This window comes from Bradyrhizobium sp. T-1 (assembly GCF_053592855.1).
The window spans coordinates 816,268-838,878 of sequence record NZ_JBSGOX010000002.1; the positions used below are offsets into that span (position 1 = coordinate 816,268).

Here is a 22,611-nt window from a genome sequence, read left to right on the forward strand (position 1 = left end):
CATGAAGTACCGTCAGACCGATAGCCCGCCAGTGGCGGCGGCCAAGGCGTCATTCAGTGCGTCGACCGCCTATCGGATCGAGAGAGATCCCCGATTTCCATCGCAAAGGAAGGCGCCCCGCGGCCGGCAACGACCGGACCCGTTGAGCGAGGTGTTCGAGACCGAGATCGTCCCGATCCTGAAGGCGGCACCTGGCTTACGCCCGGTGGCGGTGTTCGAGGAGATGCTACGGCGTCATCCGGATCTCGGCATCGGTATCCGTCGTACCCTGGAACGTCGGATCCGTGCATGGCGGGCGGTCCACGGCGAGGAGCAGGAGGTGATCTTCCGCCAAACCCACGAGCCTGGCCAACTCGGCCTCTCCGACTTCACAGACATGGACGAGTTGGGTGTTACGATCGCGGGTGCTCCGTTGGATCATCGTCTCTATCACTTCCGTTTGGCCTATTGCGGGTTCGAGCACGCCCACGTCGTGCTTGGCGGCGAGAGCTTCGTCGCCCTGGCGGAAGGCCTGCAGAATGCCCTCTGGTCGCTCGGTGGGGCGCCGCGGGAGCATCGGACCGACAGTCTGTCGGCCGCATTCTGCAATCTCAATCGTGATGCACGGGACGATCTGACGCAGCGATACGAGGCCCTTTGTGCCCATTACGGCATGCGGCCTTCCCGCAACAATCGAGGCGTTGCTCACGAGAATGGTTCGATCGAAGGGCCCCACGGTCATCTCAAGCGAGCAATCGCGGATGCCTTGCTGCTGCGCGGAACTATCGACTTCGACGATCTTGCCACCTATCGCGGCTTCATCGACGAGATCGTCAGCCGCCGCAATGCCCGCAACGCCAAGCGGATCGATAGCGAGCGCGTGGTGTTGCAGGAGCTGCCCGATCGGCGCACCTCCGACTACGAAGAGGTGATCGTCCGCGTGACCTCGTCCGGCGGCTTCACCCTGCGCAAGGTGTTCTACACGGTGCCATCGCGCCTGATCGGTCACCGACTGCGGGTGCGCCTTTACGACGATCGTCTCGACGTGTTCGTCGGGGGCACCCATCTCGTCACCTTGCCGCGTGGGCGGCCGCATCCCAATGGCAAGTACGACCAGGTCGTCGATTATCGGCACGTGATCCATTCCCTGCGGCGCAAGCCGATGGCACTTCTCAATCTGGTCTACCGAGATCAGCTGTTCCCGCGGGATGCCTATCGGAAGACCTTCGATCGCTTGCGCGAACGCTTGCCGGACAAAAAAGCCAGCCGGATCATGGTCGATCTCCTCGCGCTCGCTCATGAACGCGGCTGCGAGGCCGAACTCGCCGATCAGCTCACCGCCGATCTCGAGGCCGGCCAACTGCCCGACCTCAACCGGCTACGTGCTTACTTCGCCCCCGATCCCGCCAACCTGCCGAACGTCGTGGTGCAGCTCGTGCCGCTTGCGACCTACGAATGCCTCATCGGTGCCGCCGAGACCGGAGGTGCCGCATGAGCGTAACGAACACGGTTGATGCCGCGCGCCTCAATCTGCTGCTCAATGAGCTCCGTCTGCCTGCCATCAAGGTGCTGTGGGCGCAATTTGCCGAACAGTCCGACAAGGAAGGCTGGCCGGCCGGCCGCTTCCTCGCGACCATCGCCGAGCACGAGATTGCCGAACGCGGCCGCCGTCGGACCGAACGACACCTTGTCGAAGCACGTTTGCCCACCGGAAAGACCTTCGACAGCTTCGACTTCGAAGCCGTGCCGATGATCTCAAAGGCGCAGGTGATGGCGCTCGCCGCCGGTGACAGCTGGCTGGGCAAGGGCGCCAATTTGCTGTTGTTCGGCCCGCCCGGCGGCGGAAAGAGCCACTTGGCGGCAGCGATCGGCCTGGCCCTCATCGAGAACGGATGGCGCGTCCTCTTCACCCGGACCACCGATCTCGTGCAGAAGCTCCAGCTAGCGCGACGCGAGCTTAACCTCGAGGCGGCCATCAATCGTCTCGATCGCTTCGATCTCCTGATTCTTGATGATCTCGCTTACGTCACCAAGGATCAGGCCGAGACCAGCGTGCTGTTCGAGCTCATCAGTGCACGCTACGAGCGCCGCTCGATGCTGATCACCGCCAATCAGCCATTCGGCGAATGGAACAGGGTCTTCCCGGACCCCGCCATGACCCTGGCCGCTATCGATCGCCTCGTTCATCACGCCACCATCGTCGAGATGAACGTCGAGAGCTATCGCAGACGGACCGCCCTCGAACGAAAACGCGGTCCCGGACGGCCGCCATCGCACGCGACACCCAAAACCGTCGCTGATTGACGCTGCGCGACAATCAGAGTTCAACAAAACTCTTGCGCGCGACAATCATCGCGGCAATCATCATCAGGCCGCGACACGCCTCGCCATCCTGATTGCCGCGCACTTCCTACCCAGATTGCCGCGCTACAGCCTAGATCAAGCCCCCATAGTTACACGCTCACAAGACGTGGCTTCGTTCGATCCAGCGTCAAATAGGTCCCGTGCTGGACTTGCGGCGAGATCTGCGAGCGAGCGTCGACAATGCCGGCTCATACGAGGAGTCCCCACCGCGCCCTGCCTCCCGCCCTGGCACCGATACGCTCGACCAGCGCTCTTCACACGCGGCCGGGCCGAGTTCTTACTTGAAGAGCGTCGCCCACAGGCAGCCGACCATCTCGCGTGCAATGGCGGTGGTGACGATCACCCCGGCTTTGCTGGCCGCCGACAAGGGGTGATAGAGGATGCACAGCTTGACCTGGGCTCTTTGCCCGCTTGTTGATTGGTCGGCGCGATTAGGATGATCCCTAAGTTGCGAACTTCCTCGCCGCGCACTCCTTGGGCCATCGCAACCGAAATCGTTGCCTTGTGTACATCCAGCCCTACGAAAATGCTATGGTTCATCAGGCCCGCTCCCCATGCTTGGGGTTCGGCGCCGGACCATCCGGCGCAACCCTCGATAGGAGCTTGCCGCGGGGCCGCCCGTCACCTCACAGGGCGGACAAAGGGTCTAGGGGATGCTGAGGTCCTCTGCAAAGGTTCGGCCTGCCGCACTGGTCCTGAGCTCGTAGCAAATTCGTATGCCTTCGGCTAAGTCGCTTCTTCCGGCTTTTGCGACCGCGCTGGCGTGTACGAATACGTCCGGACCTCCGTCATCCGGTCTGATGAAGCCATATCCCTTTCTTGCGTTGAACCATTTCACGATACCTGTTGCCATGTGTCGAACTCCGGCGTCTTCAAAAGCTAACAAAAAGTACGCACTCAGCCAGCGAAGCTCATGCCGCACGCAAGGGCGCTGTAGAACAATGTAAGATTGCGAAAGAAGGTAAAAAGCCGTCGGTATGCCATACAATTGCGTATCTCACTTGATGCGCTCGCTTGTGCTCCATGAAAAGTGCGATCGCGGCGCGACAAGATTGCGGACTTTGGTGCACTGTCAGCTTGCCGTTGCTCAACGCAAGGCGTCATTATCGCATGTCCGAGCGACGCAGGTTGGAAGAAGAGTGAAAGGTGGTGGTGACCGTCATTCGCCGTCAGGCGCACCGCTCGGCGCAAAGCGGTCGAGCAAGTGCGCCGGTCGGTTTGGATGAGATCTACGGCGGTGAAAGCGGACACGGCGCTAGTGGGGGCAGCTGTGGCCGCTCGCATGGAATCCAAGCGAGAGCTCATGTCGCTACTTCGGATATAAGATGCACCGCCGCTTGCGATTGCAGCGCCTCGGCGCCAAAGTGTTGGCAGAAGTATCCTGACAAAAGTCATCGAGCACCTGTTCTCGCGAGAGACCAATGCATCTATTCTCATTGGCCGTTAAGCAAGTAGCGTGCCGCGCCTTATGACAACGGGACCAACTGCCGACTAGGTTGCTCTGCCGTTTTGGTTCTGGTGATGTAGGAGTGTGGGAGAGACTATGCTCCTGCTCGCAGCATTGCCTCGGCCGCAGAACATTTGGGCCGTTGCCCAGAAGCTTGAGAGTGACGCTCAATCTCCTGAGATAGGTCCTGGCGCTATGAGGGAGAGGCTCTTGCCGCATGTAGGCGGTCCATGACGGTATGCGCGGCAGCAGTTGCAGCGCCCATGCTGCCATCGTTGGACATCTAACATGGGCAGCTGGCGCAAAACTAACAATAATCGTACTGCCTGGTGTTAGATCAAGCGCACCGTTGCTGAAACCCGGCGGACGCGCGCTTGGCCCGACAAGTGGCGCGGACGATCTCGGGGACCGCGAGCAGGCCTGGAGCACTTCGGGATCAGGTGCGCGTGCAGGATCGATTGCACCTCGTTCTTGAGCCGCGCGATGCCGCACGACCTGGTAGCGCCGCGCCGCTAGCCGACGCTTGCGTTCCGTCTCTGCGTCAGGCGTCCGGATCTGCGGCAGGTGCCGCGGGCGCCTGCAGACACGCGAGTGTGCCGGCATCGATCTTGTCGGTCTCGACTTGAGCCTGGGCGATCGCCTTCACCTGATGCGAATTGGCGACAATCACGCGTGCCACGAACGACGCCAGAACCGGCGACACCGCCACTCTGTTCGCGGTCGCTTCGACCACCACCGCATCACTGGCCAGCAGGGTCTTGCCAAAACCGTCCAACGCAGTCCGCGTCTATATCAATACGGCCCGCATGTCGGAGGCTGCCATCCTCCCAAACCACCACCTCTCCGAGGTTCGGACGTCGATGTCAATCACCCGTCGCACTTGCACCTCCTGCCAAATCAGACCACATGACGGGAGCTACGGGCGACACGACAACTACGGATGCGCGCTCTCAGCGCAACCGGGCTGGTCGCAGAGGCGGCCAGCTACTAACCCGAGCTCGTGGCTGATCGTATGCATCGGCCTGCCCGCACCTTGGTGCTCCCGGTGCCTCTCTCCCGATGGTTGCACCATACGCCACTATCTTGAATATCGCAGCGGGACATCGGCACCGAGAAACTCAAATACCGGTTACCAATCCGATCGAGCGCCTCAACGGCAAGATCAAGCGGCGATCCGAGGTCGTCGGCATCTTCCCTAACGGAGACGCAATCGCCGACCTAATCGATGCGACCCTGTCGAGCAGAACGACGAATGTGCGGTCCAGGCGCCCGCTACATGACGCCGGAAAGCATCGCGCCATTAAGCGATGAATTCATCGTCGGTCTGCCCGACGTGGCAGGCTGATGCCTTCCGACCCGCCTGCCGGAAAATCGCAGGTAACCTACCGTCAGCTACACCATGCCCCGGCAGGGTGCTGGCAGCGGAGCTTGCGTCAATTGGATCGAACGTCTCTTCGTTTCTCAGCATTTGAGGCGCGGTATCTACCCGTCGAGGAGCGGCCTAGGCATCAACACGGCGATCTTGTGAGACGAAGTGTTCAAGCGTCCCACAGGATGCTCGCCGATGGCATCTTATGGTTCATCAGTGCAGGGTTGACCAAGCAATTTAGCGGCAGAGCTCCAATCGATGCTTCGGATGCCCTGCTTAAACCAGTCAACCCATTTCTTGCTTATGAAAATCGCGTAGCAGCCTGAGAGAGGATCACGCTCACGCGGGGCCATCGGGGCTGCGAAAGGATGCAGCCGTTGCCCCTGAGCCTAGCAGAACGGCCGTCGGGGCGACTTAACGCCCCAATTGGCCGTCTTCAATCTAAGGGCTTTAGGCGGTTGGGGGCAATCCCCGGCGCCTAGCAAGCTTGATGGTCCTGCCTGACAGCTCAACTATGCGTTTCTCCGCCGCTGTGAACGAAATCCTTCAATAGGATCAAGCCGCCTCCGTACGGTCTGGGGAATTGAGCGGAGTCGTTGAGGAAACATAGCCGAGAGCAGCTTGCTTCTGGCGCCGTCGCTCCACGGACGGAGGGATGCCCATTTTGCCACGGTATTTTGCGACCGTCCGGCGCGCTATATCGATCCCAGAGGAACGCAATAGCTCGACGATTGCGTCATCTGAGAGCACTGATGCTTGGGCCTCGGAGTCGATGAGCCTCTTAATGCGGTGGCGAACAGCCTCTGCCGAGTGAGCCGTCTCGCCGACGGCTGAAGCAATGGATGGTTTGAAGAAGTATTTGAGCTCGAACCGTCCACGATTGGAGGCCATGTACTTGTTGTTCGTTACGCGTGAAACGGTGGACTCATGCACCCCCGCGGCGTCGGCCACTGCTTTCAGATTGAGGGGTCGTAGATGCTCTACGCCGTAGGAGAAAAAGTCATGTTGCTGACGCACAATTTCGCTCGCAACTTTCAAGATTGTGTTCGCACGTCTCTCAAGTGAACTTACCAGCCAGCGTGCATCAGACCACTTATTGGCCAGGTAGGCCTTGTCATTACGGTTGCGCATTTTGCCCTTGAAATCGCGATAATAAACCTGATTCAGCGAAATGCTGGGAAACGCTTCACTGTTCAGCTCGACTACCCAATTGTGGTGATGACCCCGGCGAACAAAGACATCTGGGATCAAAAGTTCCAGGCGCACCGAACCAAACTTATGTCCCGGCTTCGAGTCGAGTGACCGAAGTTCCGCAATCATATCGGCGATGTCCTCATCGCTCTCTCCGCAAACGCTGCGCAGGGCAGGAACCCCCTCAGGTACAAGAGCGAGGTTCTCAACCAGTGCCTGCATCGCTGGGTCATAGCGGTTGCGCTCGCGCAGCTGGATCGCGAAACATTCTTTCAAAGAACGAGCGAAGACGCCAGGAGGGTCAAACGTCTGCAATGTTGCCAGAACGAGATCAACATCTGTTTGCGAGGCCCCCAGCCGTTTGGCGGCATTTCCTAGGTCTTGCGGCAAGTATCCGGCGTCATCGACGAGGTCGATTAGATAGCGTCCGATGAGTCGCTTTGTGGGCGACGTCAGCGCGAGTCCGAGCTGCTCGGTCAAATGATCGCGGAGGGTGATCTCTTTCGGTACGCACGCCTCTAGATTATAGTCTTCCTGACAAGATCGGCTGCGGGACGCCTCTGTGCCGACGTCCAGCCGATCTTGGTCCGAATTCTGAGGAATGTCCTCATCAAATGGCTCGGAATGAAGATCGTCAAGCTCCGGGCTGGGCGCCGCGTCGAGCTCGGGGCGAGTGCCAGGGTCTACGCTCAAGCCGTCTTGTTGGCTATTGTCGAACGCGTCGCTGTCAAGATCACTAGCGTCGTCCGGACCGCTGGCTTCGCTGAAGAGGTCGGTCGTTGTTCCGGCATCCTCTTGCGTCAGCATGTCTATGTCGCGCTCCAGCAATGGATTGCACTCGAGCTCCTCCTCCACGAAATCAGCCAGATCGAGATTAGACAATTTCAGCAGCTTTATCGCCTTCGCCAGGCGCGGCGATAGTACGGCTGATTGCGATTGCCGAACATTCTGCTGATATCCCAGGCTCATTGTAAGGTCTCTCCCCGGCTGATGTACGGCGTCTGTATGCGAGTTACCAATTGATGTTCGGCACGCAGACGGTTGTGGATATGGAAGCGCAAGGCGATCTCCCGCCCTACAGGCGCAGAGTCCCCTCTCGCTCTATCTTCATAGAATGTTTGATGGCCGCCTGTGGGGAGGCCAAGGATGCGGCCTGCTGTTGATAGTCTGGTTCTGGTGAACCGAGACGAGGGCGCCACGACAATGAACTGTCCAGTTGGCAAATAGAATCTGCGTTCTGATTGCCAGAGGCCATAGTTTTTGCCGGGTTTCGCATCGAAGTTGTCGCGGCGACCTACGCCGCAGGCGTGTGTCATCGTCCGGCCTTTCCACACAATACGTTCTTGGCCTGACACGATTGGCGCGCCTCGATTGTTAACAGGCGCAGGACCGGACTGCTTACCGGCGGTGGTCGCTCCAGCTGAAAAAAAGCGAGGGCTTTGTGTCCCGGCGGGGCCCGGGCTGAGGTAGAGCGCATATAATCGCTTGGTGCTGTCCCCGCCGAGGGTGGCATAGGGTCCGGAGCGCTTTTTGCAACGCTCCGCTTGCCGCTGCGGTCGCAGCACCATCTTGGGAACGCGTTCCCAGAGGCGAGCTCTTCCGTGCAAGGCCGTATTTGGCCAAATTCTGGCTCGGCGCAGTGGGTCGCCCGTTCGAGTGAACCGGGCGAAACACGTCGCTCCATCGCAGGTCTGGGGCGGCAAGTGCCGGAGACCGGGCAGCAACAACGCGGCGTGCCGGACATCATTCAACGGACTGAGCAAGAGGCCTCCCGAGATCTGTTCAGTGGAAGCATCAGCAAGAGGTGTGCCAAGCCAGTACGCCGGATGCCGCTCATGTCCCTTGTTGATGATCTCAGGTAGTGATGCAGTACGACGGAGCTCGCTGCGGTGTGTGAACTAGCGGCCCGATCGACCTTTGTGGCAACCGCAACAATCAAGATGGGCGACATCGAACAACGCGGGATGGAGGTCTCAGGCAACTAGCGCGCCATTGTTTAGGTGCATCGTCCTGTGCTGCCGCAACACGCCCAAGCCGCCAGCGAGATGCCGGGCGGCGCTAATCGTGAGCTATCTCGTGGTACAGCTATTGCTGCGACGATGACAAGCCTAGCGCGAGGAGCAGCTCTCAAGAAGCAGCCGGATGTCGAGCGCGCGAAGCGGCTCGTCGTCTGATCTAATGCGGCGCCGGGTGAGTTAAAGCAAGTGATCTCGCACGTTGGGCCACGGCGCATGTCAATCAAAGTAATGAAGTGTGGGGGATCGAGCTTTCGTGATGCGGAGGCGTACCGCGCTGTCTCCAGACATATAGTAGATAGGCTTGCAAATGACGCGCGGCAAGTCGTGGTCGTCGTTAGCGCGATGCACGGCCAGACGGACGTACTGAAGTCTCTAGCGCTCTCTGTGAATGAAATCTGCAGCACCGTTGCCTTGGACACCGTCCTGACAGCGGGAGAAATGATTTCCGCTGGACTTCTTGAGGCAGCATTGCAAAGACACTCGGTGCCGACATCATCGCTCTTTGGCTATTCGATTGGAATCAAGACATCCTTGGTTCTAGGTAGGACGGTCATCGAGGAGGTCGACAACAAACCGCTGCTAAAGGCGCTCGATTATGGCCGCGTGGTAATCCTTGCCGGAGCGCAGGGTCTGGATGAAGGTGGACGGGTCTCAATGCTCGGCCGCAATAGCTCGGATTTGACTGCGGTAATAGCCGCCGATATGGTGGGAAGTGGCGTTTGCGAAGTCTACTCGGATGTCTGTGGCATCTACTCCGCCGATCCGAGGATTGTGAGGCAAGCAAGGCTGCTCCCGACAGTCTCCTATGCCAACGCAAGTCGGATAGCACGCTGCGGGGCGAAAGTGCTTCACCATGGCGCAATCGACTATGCTGCCGGCCGGAGAATAGCCATCTCCTGCAAATCGTTACTGCCGAATGAGATGGCCGGTACTTTGGTGACTGACGCAGGAGGCGGGGTTTGCGTGGTCATCAACCCGTCAGCAACACGGGTTGCATTTCAAAGCGTCTTCGAAAAACGTAATGCTGAAGACGTTTTACGAAGGCTTGGTATCATGTGGATCGATCTCGAGCAGGATGAAAGCCCCGAGGGGTATTTGACGCATGACGCGGAGGCCGCGCTTACCGCTCTGCATCGGGAAGGCATCCACCCCGTGAGGAGTGCGCAGAAGATTGTTGTTTTAGCGCTCACCGGGTCCAAGCCAAAGACATACGAATTGCGAGATCTTGAGGCCGCTTCTTACTGTGCTCAGAGGGTCCATGCAGAGCTCCGCACTAGTGGGGTGGAAGCACCTCACTAGCCATCACCTCCTGATTGGCGATATACCGCGCTGCAGGTCGGGAGAGCCGGCTACTCACCGCGGAAATGAGTCGTCAGCGGCAACTTCACCTCCCTTGTAGAAGTCTTGAGATGGCTTGTCACGATGACCATCGCCGAGCGGACCGATCCTTCGATAAGTGCATTCCGCTACTGGGCAGTTGAGTTACGCAACGCCAGAACGCACGATCTGCCAGGTGCCTGCCAGGCAAGTGATGCGCAACCAATTACCGCGCGCCCAACATGCAAACGGCCTTCGTTAGCCTACTGGTTCTGTAGCCGGGCTCACCGTGAGTGCGGGCGGTTAGCGTATCCGTATCCGAGTCCAGGTTGACCTGGGCCGCAGTGTGATGCGGGTAGGCGACCTGCCCGACGACTAGGCCCGTCCCCAGGGAGCTAGTCGACTGAAGCTGGAACATGTTCAGGGAGAAACAAGAGTTAGACGGTCGTGGTACTCGAAGTGTAGCACCAGCGAGATGCGGAACAGGTGCTAGCCTGCCGCGGTGATCAAGCGTCTGGCGTGAGGCCTCGCCGAGGCAGCGAGGCCCGATGCAGATGTCATGTCAGAGCGGGGCTGCTTCCGCTAAGCTATCTTCAAAGATGTCCAAACCCTTAGTCAGCGTCTCCGGGTCGATCGTTAGCGGAGGAAAGAATTTGATGACCTCGTCCGCCGGGCCGCATCGTTCAATGATGAGGCCCCTATCGTACGCCTTGCGTGCTGCAGTCTCAGCGAGGTGAGTATTTCGGCAATCAAAGCCGAGCGCCATTCCGCGGCCGCGGACAGTGAAGTGGTCTCCATGCGCGCGCGCAATAGCATTAAGCCGGTGACGCATCAGCGTTCCCAGTCGATAAATGCTTTGCGAAAAGATCTCAGTGCGCCAGTAGATATTCAAAGCTGCAGTTGCAGAGACAAGCGCTAGGTTATTTCCTCGAAAGGTGCCCGTGTGCTCTCCCGGTTCCCATATATCAATTGCCTCTTTGATCAACAACATGGATAACGGCAGACCATATCCACTTAAGGACTTCGACAATATTACGACATCTGGTGACAACTCGGCGAACTCAAAGCTGAAGAAATCGCCAGTACGGCCGCAACCCATCTGAATATCGTCGACGATAAATATGGCTCCAATCTCTGCCGCTAGGGCTTGTACGGATCGTAGCCATTCCTTTTGAGCGACGTTGATGCCGCCCTCCCCCTGTACTGTTTCAAGGAGAATGGCGGCTGGCGCATCGATGCCGCTGCTAGAGTCCAGCAATATGTTCCGCAGGTGCTCCGCCGTATCAATCTCATCTCCAAGATAACCATCATAGGGCATTATCGTGACGCCGGACAGGGGGACTCCACTGGCTTCGCGAAGAAAGCGACTGCTGGTCGCAGCCGCGGCGCCGAGACTGAGGCCATGATAACCACGTGTGAATGAAATGATGTTGTGGCGCCCGGTTACTTTACGCGCCAGCTTCAATGCCGCCTCAACGCCATTGGCACCTGTAGGTCCAGTAAATTGAAATCGATAATCCAAGCCCCGCTCACGAAGAATAACTGAGTTGAAAGTCTCCATAAAGTCGACCTTGGCCGGAGTGGCCATATCGAGGCCGTGAACGACAGCATCAGATCCCAGATATTCTGTAATAGCTGCCTTTAGCTGATGATTGTTGTGGCCGTAATTGAGCGCTCCAGCCCCGGAAAAGAAGTCGATGAACCGTTCGCCCGTCTCGCTTAGCAGAAAGGGCCCGCGCGCATGACTAAAGCACGCTGGGAAGAGACGCGAGTACAGGCGAACGTTGGATTCCAACGTTTCTAACGTTCGAAGAGTACGTGAGGGGTCGGCAGAGTTATTCATGATCGCACCTTCACTTTGTCCATGAATATGGCTGGTGCACGTGACATACTCCACCATGCGGAATATTAAACCTCTCAGCGTTGGTAGTCCCTCGTCGAGCGAGGGAGAATCGTCGAGCCGGTGCGACGCTGTTGCGGTTTGGTCAGGAGGCCATTCACTAAGCGCGGCTTGAATACGGCTGGCATGCGCACTGTTGCCGATGCCGGACGGCTCGCCGTGGCAATATCAAGCTTCCAACATCGAGCTTGAGGCGGCGATATAGGGACTCGTCGGAGGCCAGACCGTGATCGCCGGGCGAAGCGAGCCTAATTATACGCAGCCCTCATGGATCAAGAGAGCTGATAACACCTATTGAAAGGCCGACGGCGATACAGGACGATGACCCTGGACAAAGAGCCCCGGCAGGCGCCGGGGCCCTCGATCATTGATTGAGAAACTGAGATCCTTATTTGCTCGCGAGTGGCCAGCCAAACTTGTAGTTGAGGCGGGCGGTGACGAGATCAAAGTCCTGACGAATGCGGTCGTTTCCTAGTCCTGTTGCGAAGCTAACGTCACTAGCCGGCATGAACACGTGGTCGTACTCGATGCCAGCTGACCAGTTCGGTGTTAGGCTAATCTCAAGACCGGCACCGGCCGTACCTCCCCAACGTGTGGTATCCGCGTCGCCCAGAAAGCCAGCCGAATTAGTGATCCGATAAGTGCTCCCTACCACAGCCGCGCCCGCTTTGGCGTAGAGCAGTACGTTGCCGGCCGAATAGCCAATCTGGCCGGTCAGCAAGCCGAAACCGTCGATGTTTGTGTGATTGGTGGTGCCCGGGTTGGCAATGCTAACGTTTGAGCCGCTGAGATCGGCCCAGTTGCCCAGCCCTTCGAGTCCGAGCACGGTATTGCCGAATTGCCAACGATATCCAATCTGGCCCCCTACTGTGCCGCCGGTTGCGTCGTGAGAGCCCTCGGGGATAGAGCCGAGAAAATCCCAGGAGTTATGGCTCGAGCCCCAGCCGCCATTGACGCCGGCATAGAAGCCGCTCCAGTCGTAGAGCGCGATGACAGCCGGGCTGGGCGTCGGCGTATTCGGAAATGCGGGACGCGCGGCGAGATCTGCGGCAGACGCGGACGTCGCAGCGGCCATCGCAAGAATGCTCGCGCAAACGAGTGACTGCTTTTTCATTTCGGTTGTTACTCTCTTTAATGGCCCCCAGTGTGGCCGTTGTATCAGCGCTTACGCGAATTGCTGTACCTGAAGTGCAACAGAGCTCGACGATAGCAGAGCCGAACCTGACGTAGTGTCAGGTTGTGAAGAGATAGTGCGAGCATGGCGCGCAGGCGTCGGAATTCGAGGCGAACGAAGGCGCCTGCGGCGCTCGATGTTGCGTGTTGGCTCGTGTAGCAAATGATAGCTGACAGTGCGTGCCGGCTGCGGCCCGGATGTATACGCCGTTATAGGCTTTTGTTGAATGCGGAACGAGAGCGCGTAAGCGCTTAGCGAGAGCGGATAGCTGTGCGAAGAAGCGTCCGGCTTGGATCGAGGTTTAGATGGGATTAGACGGCAAAAAGGATGTCCATTTGGACGTCTCATCGGCGAGGTCGGTGAGCCGGCTGGAGGTTCTTGGAGGACCTTCGGGGCGCCGCGTGCGTTCGGAGGCTGAGAGCCGCCTCGCACGGCGGCAACACGCCTCGCTCCCGAAACTGCCGTCGCCAATCGTAGATCTGCTAGCGCGTCGCTCCGTGCTTGCGCGCCCCTCGGCCACCGCGACACGGGATAACAGACTCTCGGCGACTTATCCGAGTCGCATCCGACATTCGCGCCGCTGATCGTGGGAGATGCGTCGGAGGAGTGTCAAGTTCCGCGATCAAGCTTGAGACGCCGCAATCGACGATGTCGTGTTGCAGACGGATACGGCGACAGATGGCGAGCAGCTGTCCGGGGTGATCCGCAAGGTGCGAGCGTCACGATGATCGCGGCCGCTGCTGATAAGAGTTACATTGCAACCGGCCGATCGACTTCCACTGTCGCCACGATGGGCTTACGGCGAAGTGCAGGAGATACTTCGTCTTGATCCATTCAGCGGAGGCGCCTTCGCGTTCCGATCGAAACGAGCGGACCGGATCAAGACTTTTGTCTGGGATCGAACGGGCCTGGTGTTGGTGCACAAGCGTCTTGAAGGTTGCAAGTTCGTTTGGCCAACGATCGCAGACGGCGTGATGCGGATATCACCGGCGATGTTCGCGGCACTGTTCGAGGGGCTGGATTGGAGGTTGGTCCGCCCGGAAGAAGCACGGCGCCCCCAGGCGGCGGGATAACTGCGGCAGAATGACTCGGCAGCTATTTTGAGCGTGGCACGCGCGGCGGCGATGTGCTCGAAATAGCGCATGAGCATCGCGGCGCTGCGCGACGAAAATGAACAACTGAAAGCCCTTTTGGCGCAAACGCGGGCGGCCTTGAGCGAGCATCAGGGGGCGCTGGCGGCGTCGGAGGAAGCGCAGCGTCGGCTGGAGGTCATCCTCGGCGAATTGCGGCGCGACAGGTTCGGCGCGAAATCCGAGAAGCTGCGGCCAGATCAGTATCATTTACCGTTGGAAGACGTGGAGATCGCGCAAGGCATCCTGGACGCGGCGCAGGAGAGAGCCGAGGCTGTGATCAAGGGCCGATCGCGGAGCGTACCGGATCAAGGTTCTCATCGCAATCGCGGCTGCTTGCCTGCCCATTTGCCGCGCGTGGAACGGATCATCGAGCCTGCGAGCACGCTCTGCCCGTGCGGTTGCGGACCATGACGAAGATCGGCGAGGACGTCAGCAAGCGCCTTGACGTGATCCCGGCGCAATGGCGCGTGCTGGTCACACGCCGCCCGAAATACATCTGCCGCCGCTACTCCGGCACTGTCGTGCAGGCGCATGCGCCGGAGCACGTCGTACTCAGCGGGCCGCCGACCGAAGCGGCCATTGCGCACGTGATCGTCTTGTCGCGCGGCGATCAGGATGGAAGGCAGCGTCAATCAAGGTGAGAGAGTTTCGCTGGGCTCGTGACGTAGGGAGGGCGTAGCCCGACCGGAGTTACGAGCCCAGCGTCGGCGCGATCCCTAGGAGGACCGCGCCGACTGGTGATCGCGGCCGGTCGGGATTATGCAAGTGGTTCTTCCGCCAAGAGGAATCACTCGCGTGCCCGGCCGACACATCACAGATCACCAGATGAGATGGGATGGTTGCCGCCCTCCCCAGACGGCATCGTAATGTGCCAAGAACGCAGTGTTTGAACCCCGAAGCGAAGAGGACGGCAAATTGATGGATACGGTGATCGGAGTGGATCTAGCCAAGAATGTGTTTCAGCTCCACGGGGCGTCAATGGCGGGACACTTGAAATTTCGAAAGAAACTGTCGCGGCTTCAGTTTCGGAAGTTCATGGCGGGCCACCCATCGGCAGTGGTGGTGATGGAAGCCTGTGGCAGCGCCCACTATTGGGCACGGGAGATGGTCAAGCTCGGCCATGAAGTGAAACTGATCGCTCCGCAATATGTGAAGCCTTTTGTGAAACGCCAAAAGAACGACGCGGCTGATGCCGAAGCAATCGTGATCGCGGCACAGCGCCCCGAGATGCGCTTCGTCGAGCCGAAATCGGAAGAACAGCAGGCCAGGGCAGTGCTCTTTCGGGCTCGGAAGCGCCTTGTTCATCAGCGCACCGATCTGGTGAATGCGCTGCGTTCTGTTCTCTACGAATTCGGCCATATCATCCCGCAAGGAATCGAACAACTTAAACGCATTGACGCAATCCTCGAAGATCCGAACAGCGATCTACCAGAACTGGTCCGCGAGGAATGTCGGAGTCTCATTGATCAGATCGCCTACAAGACGGAGCGGATCGATGCCAAGGCAGAGCAGCTCAAGAAGTTGGCGACGCGGACGGTCACGGCGCAGCGGCTGCAGACAATGCCGGGGGTCGGCCCGCTGACCGCACTCGCGATCGAGGCTTTCGCGCCCGACATGGCGGCCTTTCGACGTGGCCGAGACTTCGCGGCTTGGCTCGGCTTGGTCCCACGGCAACATTCCTCAGGGGGAAAGGAAAGGCTCGGACGCGTTTCGAAGGAAGGACAGGCGGACATTCGCCAGTTGCTCATCGTTGGGGCGATGTCGCGGCTGAACTGGCTCGGGCGCAAGTCGATCCCTAGCGGATCCTGGCTGGCGCAGATGCTGGCGAGGAAGCCGCGCATGCTTGTGGCGATCGCCTTGGCGAACAAGATGGCTCGGACGATTTGGGCCATGCTCACCCGGAAGGAGGATTATCGGAACCCAGCGCAGGCAGTGACGGCATGACTGCATGCAGCACGAAATAGCCTGACGTTGGCGAAGGGGGTGTGAGAAGGCGACGACCCGAATGGGCGCAACGATCGAACAGATCTGGATCAGGAAACCAGCTAGAGCCAAAGAGCCGACGTGCTCGGAGATGAGAATTGGACCTGGTCCGCGGATCACCATACCGGCCAGCGGCTTCTGAAAATGCCGTAAAGGAAGGCCTGACAGAAGACCGCACTCGATCACACGCCAAAGGGTCAGAAACTTCTTGCATTGCGGGCGGCAACCACAGAAGGCTCTACATGAAGTACCGTCAGACCGATAGCCCGCCAGTGGCGGCGGCCAAGGCGTCATTCAGTACGTCGACCGCCTATCGGATCGAGAGAGACCCCCGACTTCCATCGCAAAGGAAGGCGCCCCGCGGCCGGCGACGACCGGACCCGTTGAGCGAGGTGTTCGAGACCGAGATCGTCCCGATCCTGAAGGCGGCCCCTGGCTTACGCCCGGTGGCGGTGTTCAAGGAGATGCTCCGACGTCATCCGGATCTCGGCAGCGGTATCCGTCGTACCCTGGAACGCCGTATCCGTGCCTGGCGGGCGATCCACGGCGAGGAGCAGCAGGTGATCTTCCGCCAAACCCACGAGCCTGGCCAACTAGGGCTCTCCGACTTCACAGACATGGGCGAGTTGGGTGTGACGATCGCGGGGGTCCCGCTCGATCATCGTCTCTGTCACTTCCGTTTGGCCTATTGCGGGTTCGAGCACGCCCACGTCGTGCTTGGCGGTGAGAGCTTCGTTGCCTTGGCCGAAGGCCTGCAGAATGCCCTCTGGTCGCTCGGTGGGGCGCCGCGGGAGCATCGGACCGACAGTCTGTCGGCCGCATTCTGCAATCTCGATCGTGATGCACGGGACGATCTGACGCAGCGATACGAGGCCCTTTGTGCCCACTACGGCATGAGGCCTTCCCGCAACAATCGAGGCGTCGCCCACGAGAATGGCTCGATCGAAGGGCCCCACGGTCATCTCAAGCGAGCAATCGCGGACGCCTTGCTGCTGCGCGGAACTGTCGACTTCGACGATCTTGCCACCTATCGCGGCTTCATCGACGAGATCGTCAGCCGCCGCAATGCCCGCAACGCCAAGCGGATCGATAGCGAGCGCATGGTGTTGCAGGAGCTGCCCGATCGCCGCACCTCCGACTACGAAGAGGTGATCGTCCGCGTGACATCGTCCGGCGGCTTCACCCTGCGCAAGGTGTTCTACACGGTGCCATCGCGCCTGATCGGTCACCGGCTGCGGGTGCGCCTTTACGATGATCGTCTCGACGTGTTCGTCGGCGGCACCCATCTCGTCACCCTGCCGCGTGGGCGGCCGCATCCCAATGGCAAGTACGACCAGGTCGTCGATTATCGGCACGTGATCCATTCCCTGCGGCGCAAGCCGATGGCGCTTCTCAATCTGGTCTACCGAGATCGGCTGTTCCCGCGCGATGCCTATCGGAAGACCTTCGATCGGTTGCGCGAACGCTTGCCGGACAAAAAAGCCTGCCGGATCATGGTCGATCTCCTCGCGCTCGCTCATGAACGCGGCTGCGAGACCGAACTCGCCGGTCAGCTCACCGCCGACCTCGAGGCCGGCCGACTGCCCGACCTCAACCGGCTAGGTGCTCACTTCGCCCCCGATCCCGCCAACCTGCCGAACGTCGTGGTGCAGCTCGTGCCGCTTGCGACCTACAAATGCCTCATCGGTACCGCCGAGACCGGAGGTGCCGCATGAGCGTAACGAACACGGTTGATGCCGCGCGCCTCAATCTGTTGCTCAATGAGCTCCGTCTGCCTGCCATCAAGGTGCTGTGGGCGCAATTTGCCGAACAGTCCGACAAGGAAGGCTGGCCGGCCGGCCGCTTCCTCGCGACCATCGCCGAGCACGAGATCGCCGAACGCGGACGCCGTCGGATCGAACGACACCTTGTCGAAGCACGTTTGCCCGCCGGAAAGACCTTCGATAGCTTCGACTTCGAAGCCGTGCCGATGATCTCGAAGGCGCAAGTGATGGCGCTCGCCGCCGGTGACAGCTGGCTGGGCAAGGGCGCCAATTTGCTGTTGTTCGGCCCGCCCGGCGGCGGAAAGAGCCACTTGGCGGCAGCGATTGGCCTGGCCCTCATCGAGAACGGATGGCGCGTCCTCTTCACCCGCACCACCGATCTCGTGCAGAAGCTCCAGCTGGCGCGACGCGAGCTCACCCTCGAGGCGGCCATCAATCGTCTCGATCGCTTCGATCTCCTGATCCTTGATGATCTCGCTTACGTCACCAAGGATCAGGCCGAGACCAGCGTGCTGTTCGAGCTCATCAGTGCACGCTACGAGCGCCGCTCGATGCTGATCACCGCCAATCAGCCATTCGGCGAATGGAACAGGGTCTTCCCGGATCCCGCCATGACCCTCGCCTATCGATCGCCTCGTTCACCACGCAACCATCGTCGAGATGAACGTCGAGAGCTATCGCAGACGGACCGCCCTCGAACGAAAACGCGGTCCAGGACGGCCGCCATCGCACGCGACACCTAAAACCGTCGCTGATTGACGCTGCGCGACAATCAGAGTTCAACAAAACTCTTGCGCGCGACAATCATCGCGGCAATCATCATCAGGCCGCGACACTGCCTCGCCATCCTGATCGCCGCGCACCTCCTACCCAGATTGCCGCGCTACATCGTCTCCAAGTTTGGCGACCATACGCCGTTCTACCGCCAGTCCGAGATCTATGCGCGCCAGGGCCTGCGGCTTGATCGGGCGACACTGGGCAACTGCGTCGTCAGGGGGATCTTTTCGAGAGCCCTCCAACATACAGCAGCATTCCGATCGAAGCCCACCAGCAGATGCTGGAGCCGTCGCCACGACCACCGTCCCAGCGGACATCGCCAGTCCGGCAGGCCGGACCAGGAACTTAAAAAATAGGGTTAGGCCTCCTTCGCCTGGCCCAGTCGAACGATGTGCCGTCGACCCAGATACAGTGCAGGATTACGGCGATCTTCCGGGCAACGGCTACCTTTGCCTTCTATCCTGATTGCCGTCGTCGATCGCTTACACAAAACTTCGGACATTCCCCAAGCTGAAGGACAAGCGACGCGAGGGCGCCAAAGTGATCAAGCGCTATCATGTTCCAGCCACGCCCTATGAACGCGCACTGGCGCATCCGAGGTTGAGCAAGGTCGTCAAACGGCGTCTTCGAGAGCTTTATCGCACGCTCGATCCTGTGGCCCTGCTGGCCGAGATGAGAGACGCCCAGGCGGAGCTCGGCACGCGCGTCGACGCCCGAGCGGGCAAGCTCGTGGCAGCAGCCAGCCCACCGGTACCGACAACGAACGCAGCAGCGTTCGCGAAGAGGCTCGGCAATGATGTGCATTTGGGGGAGCAGCGCATCATCCATCGGCGTCTGCACAAGCCATACAAAAAGCGCATGAGAATGCCATCAATGCTCGATCCGCACCTCGCCGACATCGAGCGCTGGCTGGCGGCCGAGCCCCGTCTAACCGCGCTGGCAATTCTCGGTCGCCTCGCTGAACAACGCCCCGAACAATTCGGTCCGCCGCAGCACACCATCGTGCAGCGATTGTTGCGATCGCTCAGACGCAAAGCAGCCGAGACGATCATCCCGCGCACGGCTGAGGGTGCGGCACTGGCCGGTGATCCCGGGACTGGGGCCGCCGCTGCGTGTGATGGGCATTCCGCGACGTCCCCCAGTCCCTCCGATCCTGCGAGCAATGACGCAACCTCGGACCGGCTGACAGTGGGGTCTACATCCGTCAAGCGAAAGTAACATCCTCAGGTGAGGCAATACGGGGGGTCAATATTGCAAACGATGACGTAATTGCGGTCAGCGCTCGTGGGCACGAAAAGCTCCATTAGAATCGAGCTCTCGCAATCAACCGATTCGGAGAACCTGTCATGAAGCAATATGTCGGACTCGATGTATCGCAAAAAGAAACTTCGATGTGCGTGGTCAATGAAGAGGGCGAGGTCTTGTTCGAGGGGAAGGCCAAGTCCGACCCGGGGGCGCTCACGGCACTGCTTCGCAAGCGGGCGCCACAGGCGGAGCGCATCGGCTTTGAGACCGGCGCGATGGCGAGTTGGCTGTGGCATGAACTTCGCAGGGTCGATCTTCCGGTGGTTTGCATCGACGCTCGGCATGCCCACGCGGCCTTGTCGGTACGCATGAACAAGAGCGATCAGAATGATGCTCGAGGTCTGGCCGAACTGGTGCGAGTTGGCTGGTATCGAGAAGTCAAAGTCAAGAGCGAGGAAAGTCAGAAGATTCGCGCGATACTCGTCGCGAGATCCCGGCTCGTGGCCATTCGTCGAGATATCGAAAACCAGGTCCGCAGCCTGATCAAAGAATCCGGGCTGCTGTTTCCACGCGCGATAGGCCTGCAGTTCCGCAATCTGGTCCGTGACCTGTTGGCTGACGGTCATCAGCTCCTCGGTGTGATCGCGCCGCTTCTGTCGATCCATGAGCAGATCTGCAAGCAGCAAAGCAAGTTCGACGATGAAGTCCGACAGCTTGCGAGGTCGGATGAGACGACGCGTCGCTTAATGACGGTTCCTGGTGTTGGTGTGGTGACTGCCTTGACGTTCCGGCATACGATCGATGACCCATCGCGATTCCGATCAGCATCGAGCGTCGGCGCCTATCTGGGTCTTACACCGCGGCGCAGTCAGTCTGGCGAAACGGATATCAATGGCAAGATATCCCGATGGGGCGACCGTCTTCTCCGAACTTACCTGTTCGAAGCGGCGACAGTTCTGCTTTATCGGACGAAGAAATGGTCTTCTCTCAAGGCTTGGGGAATGAAGCTTGCCAAGCGGATTGGCATGAGAAAGGCAAAGGTTGCTATCGCGCGGAAGATCGCCCTAGTTCTTCACTGTATCTGGGTAGACGGCACATCGTTCGACTGGGGCCAGGCGAAGGAAGCCTGATCCGATTTGTGAAGTTCCTGGTCCGGTCCGCCGGACTGGCGATGTCCAGCTGGGACGGTGTTGTGGCGACCTCGTTCATTCGGCTGGTGGCGGCTTGACCGTACTCCGCTGCAGACGTTGAGGCACCCGACCCGGACATCATCATGAGGCGCTGCGCGACCTCGGAAAGGACCATGACCCCAGCGACGACGTCAACCGGTCCGAGCGATCCCAAGCCTGGCCGGCAAACCATGTATCACCCGCGCCCGTGCCGTCTCCGCAACCCTGACCAGCTGCGACGGCACGAGCGCTACCACCTTGCCGTTGGAGAGTTCAAAAATGTGAGCTTGACAATGACACATTACCCGGCCGAAATAGGTACGCATCGTCTCAGCGCCCGCCTGGCACGCTTGAACCGCTTGGCATGGGCGTAGCGCTAATGTTTTATCTGGGCGAACTTGCCCACCCTCGCATAGGACTGGAGTAAACGCACCCGGGTGAGCTGCGCCAGCCGCACCAGCTTCTCGCGCGCTCGGTTCAGAAGCTTGGCATCAGTCCGAAACATCACATTCTTGGGCTGCACCGTCGTGTCGACCATCACCCGGGAGAACTCCGACGGTTCGATCGCCTTGGTCCTGACGGCAACCGACAGGCTCTCTTAGCAGGGCCTGAAGCCGCTCCTCGCCCATACGGTTGCGCTAGCGCCTCAACGACGAGTGATCGAACACCAGTAGCCGGTGCTGGAAGAACTCCTCGCCGCAGAAGAACTGGTAATAGGGGTTCTCCACCCAGCGCTCGCACAGGACCTCGTCGGACAGGTCATAGGTGTGCTTAAGGATCCCGAGCCCTGCGATCAAGCGCGTCGGCAGCGGCGACTGGCTAGGACCGTCCGTGTAGACCATTCCGAACGCCTGCTCCAGGAAGCCCCAATCCACCGTGCGCGCCAGCGTCGCCAGCGAATGCTTTCTATCGATGATCTGATCGAGCAGGGAGCGAAACAGATCCTGCTCGCCGGTCTCGCGCCGCTCCCGTGGCCGCATCAAAACCTCCGCTCATGCACTCCGACGAGCAGAGGATCACGATTGAATTCGACGGAATACCTCATTCGATCTTGCAAGGAAATCGGCCTCGCCATCGCGATTGCCGGCAAAATCAATCGCCGGCATTCCTCGAACTAGCCCGTAACTTCAGGCTGTTCGCGTTACTTCACGGGGGACTAGCTTACGAGTGGCGAGCCGTTGGGTTTACGGTATGGCACAGTCGGGCAGCGTGACCTGGATTTTAGCCACGTGCTAGCCGCCTACTCTACTCGGCTGACCGTACGGAAAGAGTAATTCTGCGCGGGAGTCCAAGCGCGATGGGAAAAACGGCGTCTGTCAGGCGTCTAAGCGCGCGGCATTCTTCAGACAAGCGTCCTTCCAAATAGCTGCGATCGTGCTCTGGCAGCTCGCGTTCCAGGAGCTGGCTGTAGCGGTGAATGCGGTTACGATGACTACGCATGGCAGCCAATTCATCATTGATGGGCATCGGCTCTCTTGGCGAATCCGGCAATATCTGCTGGGATCTCCTGCGAAATCCTTGCCAAAGGCTGGCCTGAAGCAGCGTGGACCCACAGTTGTCTTGCATGTGCCGACTTGCTAAGGGCAAACCGATCTCGTAGCTCGCCCAAACAGACCTCGGAACTGCCCAACTTATTAGAATACCTGCCGCCGAGGAGCGTGGTGCGATACGGTCGCTATAGTGTTGCGTTTGCGACAGGACCCGAGCCTTTGAAGACAGGGGCGGCTCGGGCAGGCTAGAATCCATATCGGATGCGACTTGTCGGCGTTTTGCGCTAACTAT

13 protein-coding genes and 7 pseudogenes are annotated in these 22,611 nt (G+C 59.6%); 12 read left to right on the forward strand and 8 right to left on the reverse strand.

From position 1 onward, the window contains the following. Nucleotide 1 precedes the first annotated feature (1 nt). On the forward strand, nucleotides 2-1,474 hold the full coding sequence (gene istA / locus ACWAT4_RS43185; RefSeq protein ID WP_128955127.1) for an IS21 family transposase: 1,473 nt from the start codon (nucleotides 2-4) through the stop codon (nucleotides 1,472-1,474). Beyond that, a complete protein-coding gene (gene istB / locus ACWAT4_RS43190) occupies nucleotides 1,471-2,283 on the forward strand; it encodes an IS21-like element helper ATPase IstB (RefSeq protein WP_206736872.1) in 813 nt (270 codons plus the stop codon). Before istA (ACWAT4_RS43185) ends, istB (ACWAT4_RS43190) begins: the two co-directional genes overlap by 4 nt. Before the next feature lie 706 nt (nucleotides 2,284-2,989). Here istB (ACWAT4_RS43190) and ACWAT4_RS43195 read toward each other — a convergent pair. Both ACWAT4_RS43195 and ACWAT4_RS43200 read right to left on the reverse strand, forming a co-directional pair. Next, nucleotides 2,990-3,196 carry a cold-shock protein gene (locus ACWAT4_RS43195; protein WP_128929882.1) on the reverse strand — a complete coding sequence of 69 codons (207 nt, stop codon included), beginning with the start codon at nucleotides 3,194-3,196 and terminating at the stop codon, nucleotides 2,990-2,992. Between the two features lie 1,019 nt (nucleotides 3,197-4,215). Beyond that, a pseudogene (locus tag ACWAT4_RS43200) lies at nucleotides 4,216-4,670 on the reverse strand (IS110 family transposase); the annotation flags it as partial. Between the two features lie 203 nt (nucleotides 4,671-4,873). Here ACWAT4_RS43200 and ACWAT4_RS43205 point away from each other — a divergent pair. Then, nucleotides 4,874-5,135 (forward strand): annotated as a pseudogene (locus tag ACWAT4_RS43205) (transposase); the annotation flags it as partial. Nucleotides 5,136-5,714: 579 nt separating this feature from the next. On the opposite strand, the gene rpoN reads toward ACWAT4_RS43205, so the two are convergent. Then, nucleotides 5,715-7,319, reverse strand: a complete 1,605-nt coding sequence (rpoN, locus tag ACWAT4_RS43210; protein WP_128929881.1) for an RNA polymerase factor sigma-54 — start codon at nucleotides 7,317-7,319, stop codon at nucleotides 5,715-5,717. Between the two features lie 1,262 nt (nucleotides 7,320-8,581). Between rpoN and ACWAT4_RS43215 the strand changes: the two genes are divergently transcribed. Beyond that, nucleotides 8,582-9,667, forward strand: a complete 1,086-nt coding sequence (locus tag ACWAT4_RS43215; RefSeq protein WP_237867293.1) for an amino acid kinase family protein — start codon at nucleotides 8,582-8,584, stop codon at nucleotides 9,665-9,667. 580 nt (nucleotides 9,668-10,247) lie between these two features. On the opposite strand, the gene ectB is transcribed toward ACWAT4_RS43215, so the two are convergent. Further along, on the reverse strand, nucleotides 10,248-11,528 hold the full coding sequence (gene ectB / locus ACWAT4_RS43220; RefSeq protein ID WP_128929879.1) for a diaminobutyrate--2-oxoglutarate transaminase: 1,281 nt from the start codon (nucleotides 11,526-11,528) through the stop codon (nucleotides 10,248-10,250). A 445-nt stretch (nucleotides 11,529-11,973) separates the two neighbouring features. Further along, entirely contained in the window at nucleotides 11,974-12,699 is a 726-nt protein-coding gene (locus ACWAT4_RS43225; protein ID WP_128955124.1) for an outer membrane protein, read from the reverse strand. 866 nt (nucleotides 12,700-13,565) lie between these two features. Between ACWAT4_RS43225 and tnpB the strand changes: the two genes are divergently transcribed. From tnpB to ACWAT4_RS43255, 6 genes and pseudogenes are all read left to right on the forward strand, one after another. Further along, nucleotides 13,566-13,832 carry an IS66 family insertion sequence element accessory protein TnpB gene (gene tnpB / locus ACWAT4_RS43230; RefSeq protein ID WP_367401008.1) on the forward strand — a complete coding sequence of 89 codons (267 nt, stop codon included), beginning with the start codon at nucleotides 13,566-13,568 and terminating at the stop codon, nucleotides 13,830-13,832. Between the two features lie 69 nt (nucleotides 13,833-13,901). After that, nucleotides 13,902-14,527 (forward strand): annotated as a pseudogene (locus ACWAT4_RS43235) (transposase domain-containing protein); the annotation flags it as partial. A gap of 283 nt (nucleotides 14,528-14,810) precedes the next feature. Beyond that, nucleotides 14,811-15,836 (forward strand): IS110 family RNA-guided transposase, encoded by a 1,026-nt coding sequence (locus ACWAT4_RS43240; RefSeq protein ID WP_164934317.1) that lies wholly within the window; start codon nucleotides 14,811-14,813, stop codon nucleotides 15,834-15,836. A 281-nt stretch (nucleotides 15,837-16,117) separates the two neighbouring features. After that, nucleotides 16,118-17,590 carry an IS21 family transposase gene (gene istA / locus ACWAT4_RS43245; protein ID WP_128955187.1) on the forward strand — a complete coding sequence of 491 codons (1,473 nt, stop codon included), beginning with the start codon at nucleotides 16,118-16,120 and terminating at the stop codon, nucleotides 17,588-17,590. Beyond that, nucleotides 17,587-18,385 (forward strand): annotated as a pseudogene (istB, locus tag ACWAT4_RS43250) (IS21-like element helper ATPase IstB); the annotation flags it as partial. The gene istA (ACWAT4_RS43245) and the pseudogene istB (ACWAT4_RS43250), both read left to right, overlap by 4 nt. A 140-nt stretch (nucleotides 18,386-18,525) precedes the next feature. Beyond that, a pseudogene (locus ACWAT4_RS43255) lies at nucleotides 18,526-18,628 on the forward strand (IS66 family transposase); the annotation flags it as partial. Nucleotides 18,629-18,760: 132 nt separating this feature from the next. Here the strand turns inward: ACWAT4_RS43255 and ACWAT4_RS43260 are convergent. Next, nucleotides 18,761-18,871: pseudogene (locus tag ACWAT4_RS43260) on the reverse strand (IS110 family transposase); the annotation flags it as partial. Between the two features lie 84 nt (nucleotides 18,872-18,955). On the opposite strand from ACWAT4_RS43260, the gene ACWAT4_RS43265 reads away from it, so the two are divergent. Together ACWAT4_RS43265 and ACWAT4_RS43270 are read left to right on the forward strand one after the other, a co-directional pair. Then, the gene (locus ACWAT4_RS43265; RefSeq protein WP_128955123.1) at nucleotides 18,956-19,633 is read left to right on the forward strand and encodes a hypothetical protein; all 678 of its coding nucleotides are present in this window, start codon (nucleotides 18,956-18,958) and stop codon (nucleotides 19,631-19,633) included. A gap of 128 nt (nucleotides 19,634-19,761) precedes the next feature. Then, the gene (locus tag ACWAT4_RS43270) at nucleotides 19,762-20,790 is read left to right on the forward strand and encodes an IS110 family RNA-guided transposase (RefSeq protein WP_128929876.1); all 1,029 of its coding nucleotides are present in this window, start codon (nucleotides 19,762-19,764) and stop codon (nucleotides 20,788-20,790) included. Between the two features lie 338 nt (nucleotides 20,791-21,128). Here ACWAT4_RS43270 and ACWAT4_RS43275 read toward each other — a convergent pair. Together ACWAT4_RS43275 and ACWAT4_RS43280 are read right to left on the reverse strand one after the other, a co-directional pair. Next, nucleotides 21,129-21,809 (reverse strand): annotated as a pseudogene (locus ACWAT4_RS43275) (transposase); the annotation flags it as partial. A gap of 265 nt (nucleotides 21,810-22,074) precedes the next feature. Then, a complete protein-coding gene (locus tag ACWAT4_RS43280) occupies nucleotides 22,075-22,296 on the reverse strand; it encodes a hypothetical protein (protein WP_128929875.1) in 222 nt (73 codons plus the stop codon). Nucleotides 22,297-22,611 lie beyond the last annotated feature (315 nt).

Bases quoted from the DNA above. Each gene is read 5' to 3' on its own strand.
- ACWAT4_RS43240 (WP_164934317.1), top strand. From the start codon at position 14,811: ATGGATACGGTGATCGGAGTGGATCTAGCCAAGAATGTGTTTCAGCTC.
- ectB (WP_128929879.1), bottom strand. From the start codon at position 11,528: ATGAATAACTCTGCCGACCCCTCACGTACTCTTCGAACGTTAGAAACG.
- rpoN (WP_128929881.1), bottom strand. From the start codon at position 7,319: ATGAGCCTGGGATATCAGCAGAATGTTCGGCAATCGCAATCAGCCGTA.
- ACWAT4_RS43270 (WP_128929876.1), top strand. From the start codon at position 19,762: ATGAAGCAATATGTCGGACTCGATGTATCGCAAAAAGAAACTTCGATG.
- ACWAT4_RS43195 (WP_128929882.1), bottom strand. From the start codon at position 3,196: ATGGCAACAGGTATCGTGAAATGGTTCAACGCAAGAAAGGGATATGGC.
- ACWAT4_RS43215 (WP_237867293.1), top strand. From the start codon at position 8,582: ATGTCAATCAAAGTAATGAAGTGTGGGGGATCGAGCTTTCGTGATGCG.
- istA (WP_128955187.1), top strand. From the start codon at position 16,118: ATGAAGTACCGTCAGACCGATAGCCCGCCAGTGGCGGCGGCCAAGGCG.
- ACWAT4_RS43225 (WP_128955124.1), bottom strand. From the start codon at position 12,699: ATGAAAAAGCAGTCACTCGTTTGCGCGAGCATTCTTGCGATGGCCGCT.
- istA (WP_128955127.1), top strand. From the start codon at position 2: ATGAAGTACCGTCAGACCGATAGCCCGCCAGTGGCGGCGGCCAAGGCG.
- ACWAT4_RS43280 (WP_128929875.1), bottom strand. From the start codon at position 22,296: ATGCCCATCAATGATGAATTGGCTGCCATGCGTAGTCATCGTAACCGC.
- istB (WP_206736872.1), top strand. From the start codon at position 1,471: ATGAGCGTAACGAACACGGTTGATGCCGCGCGCCTCAATCTGCTGCTC.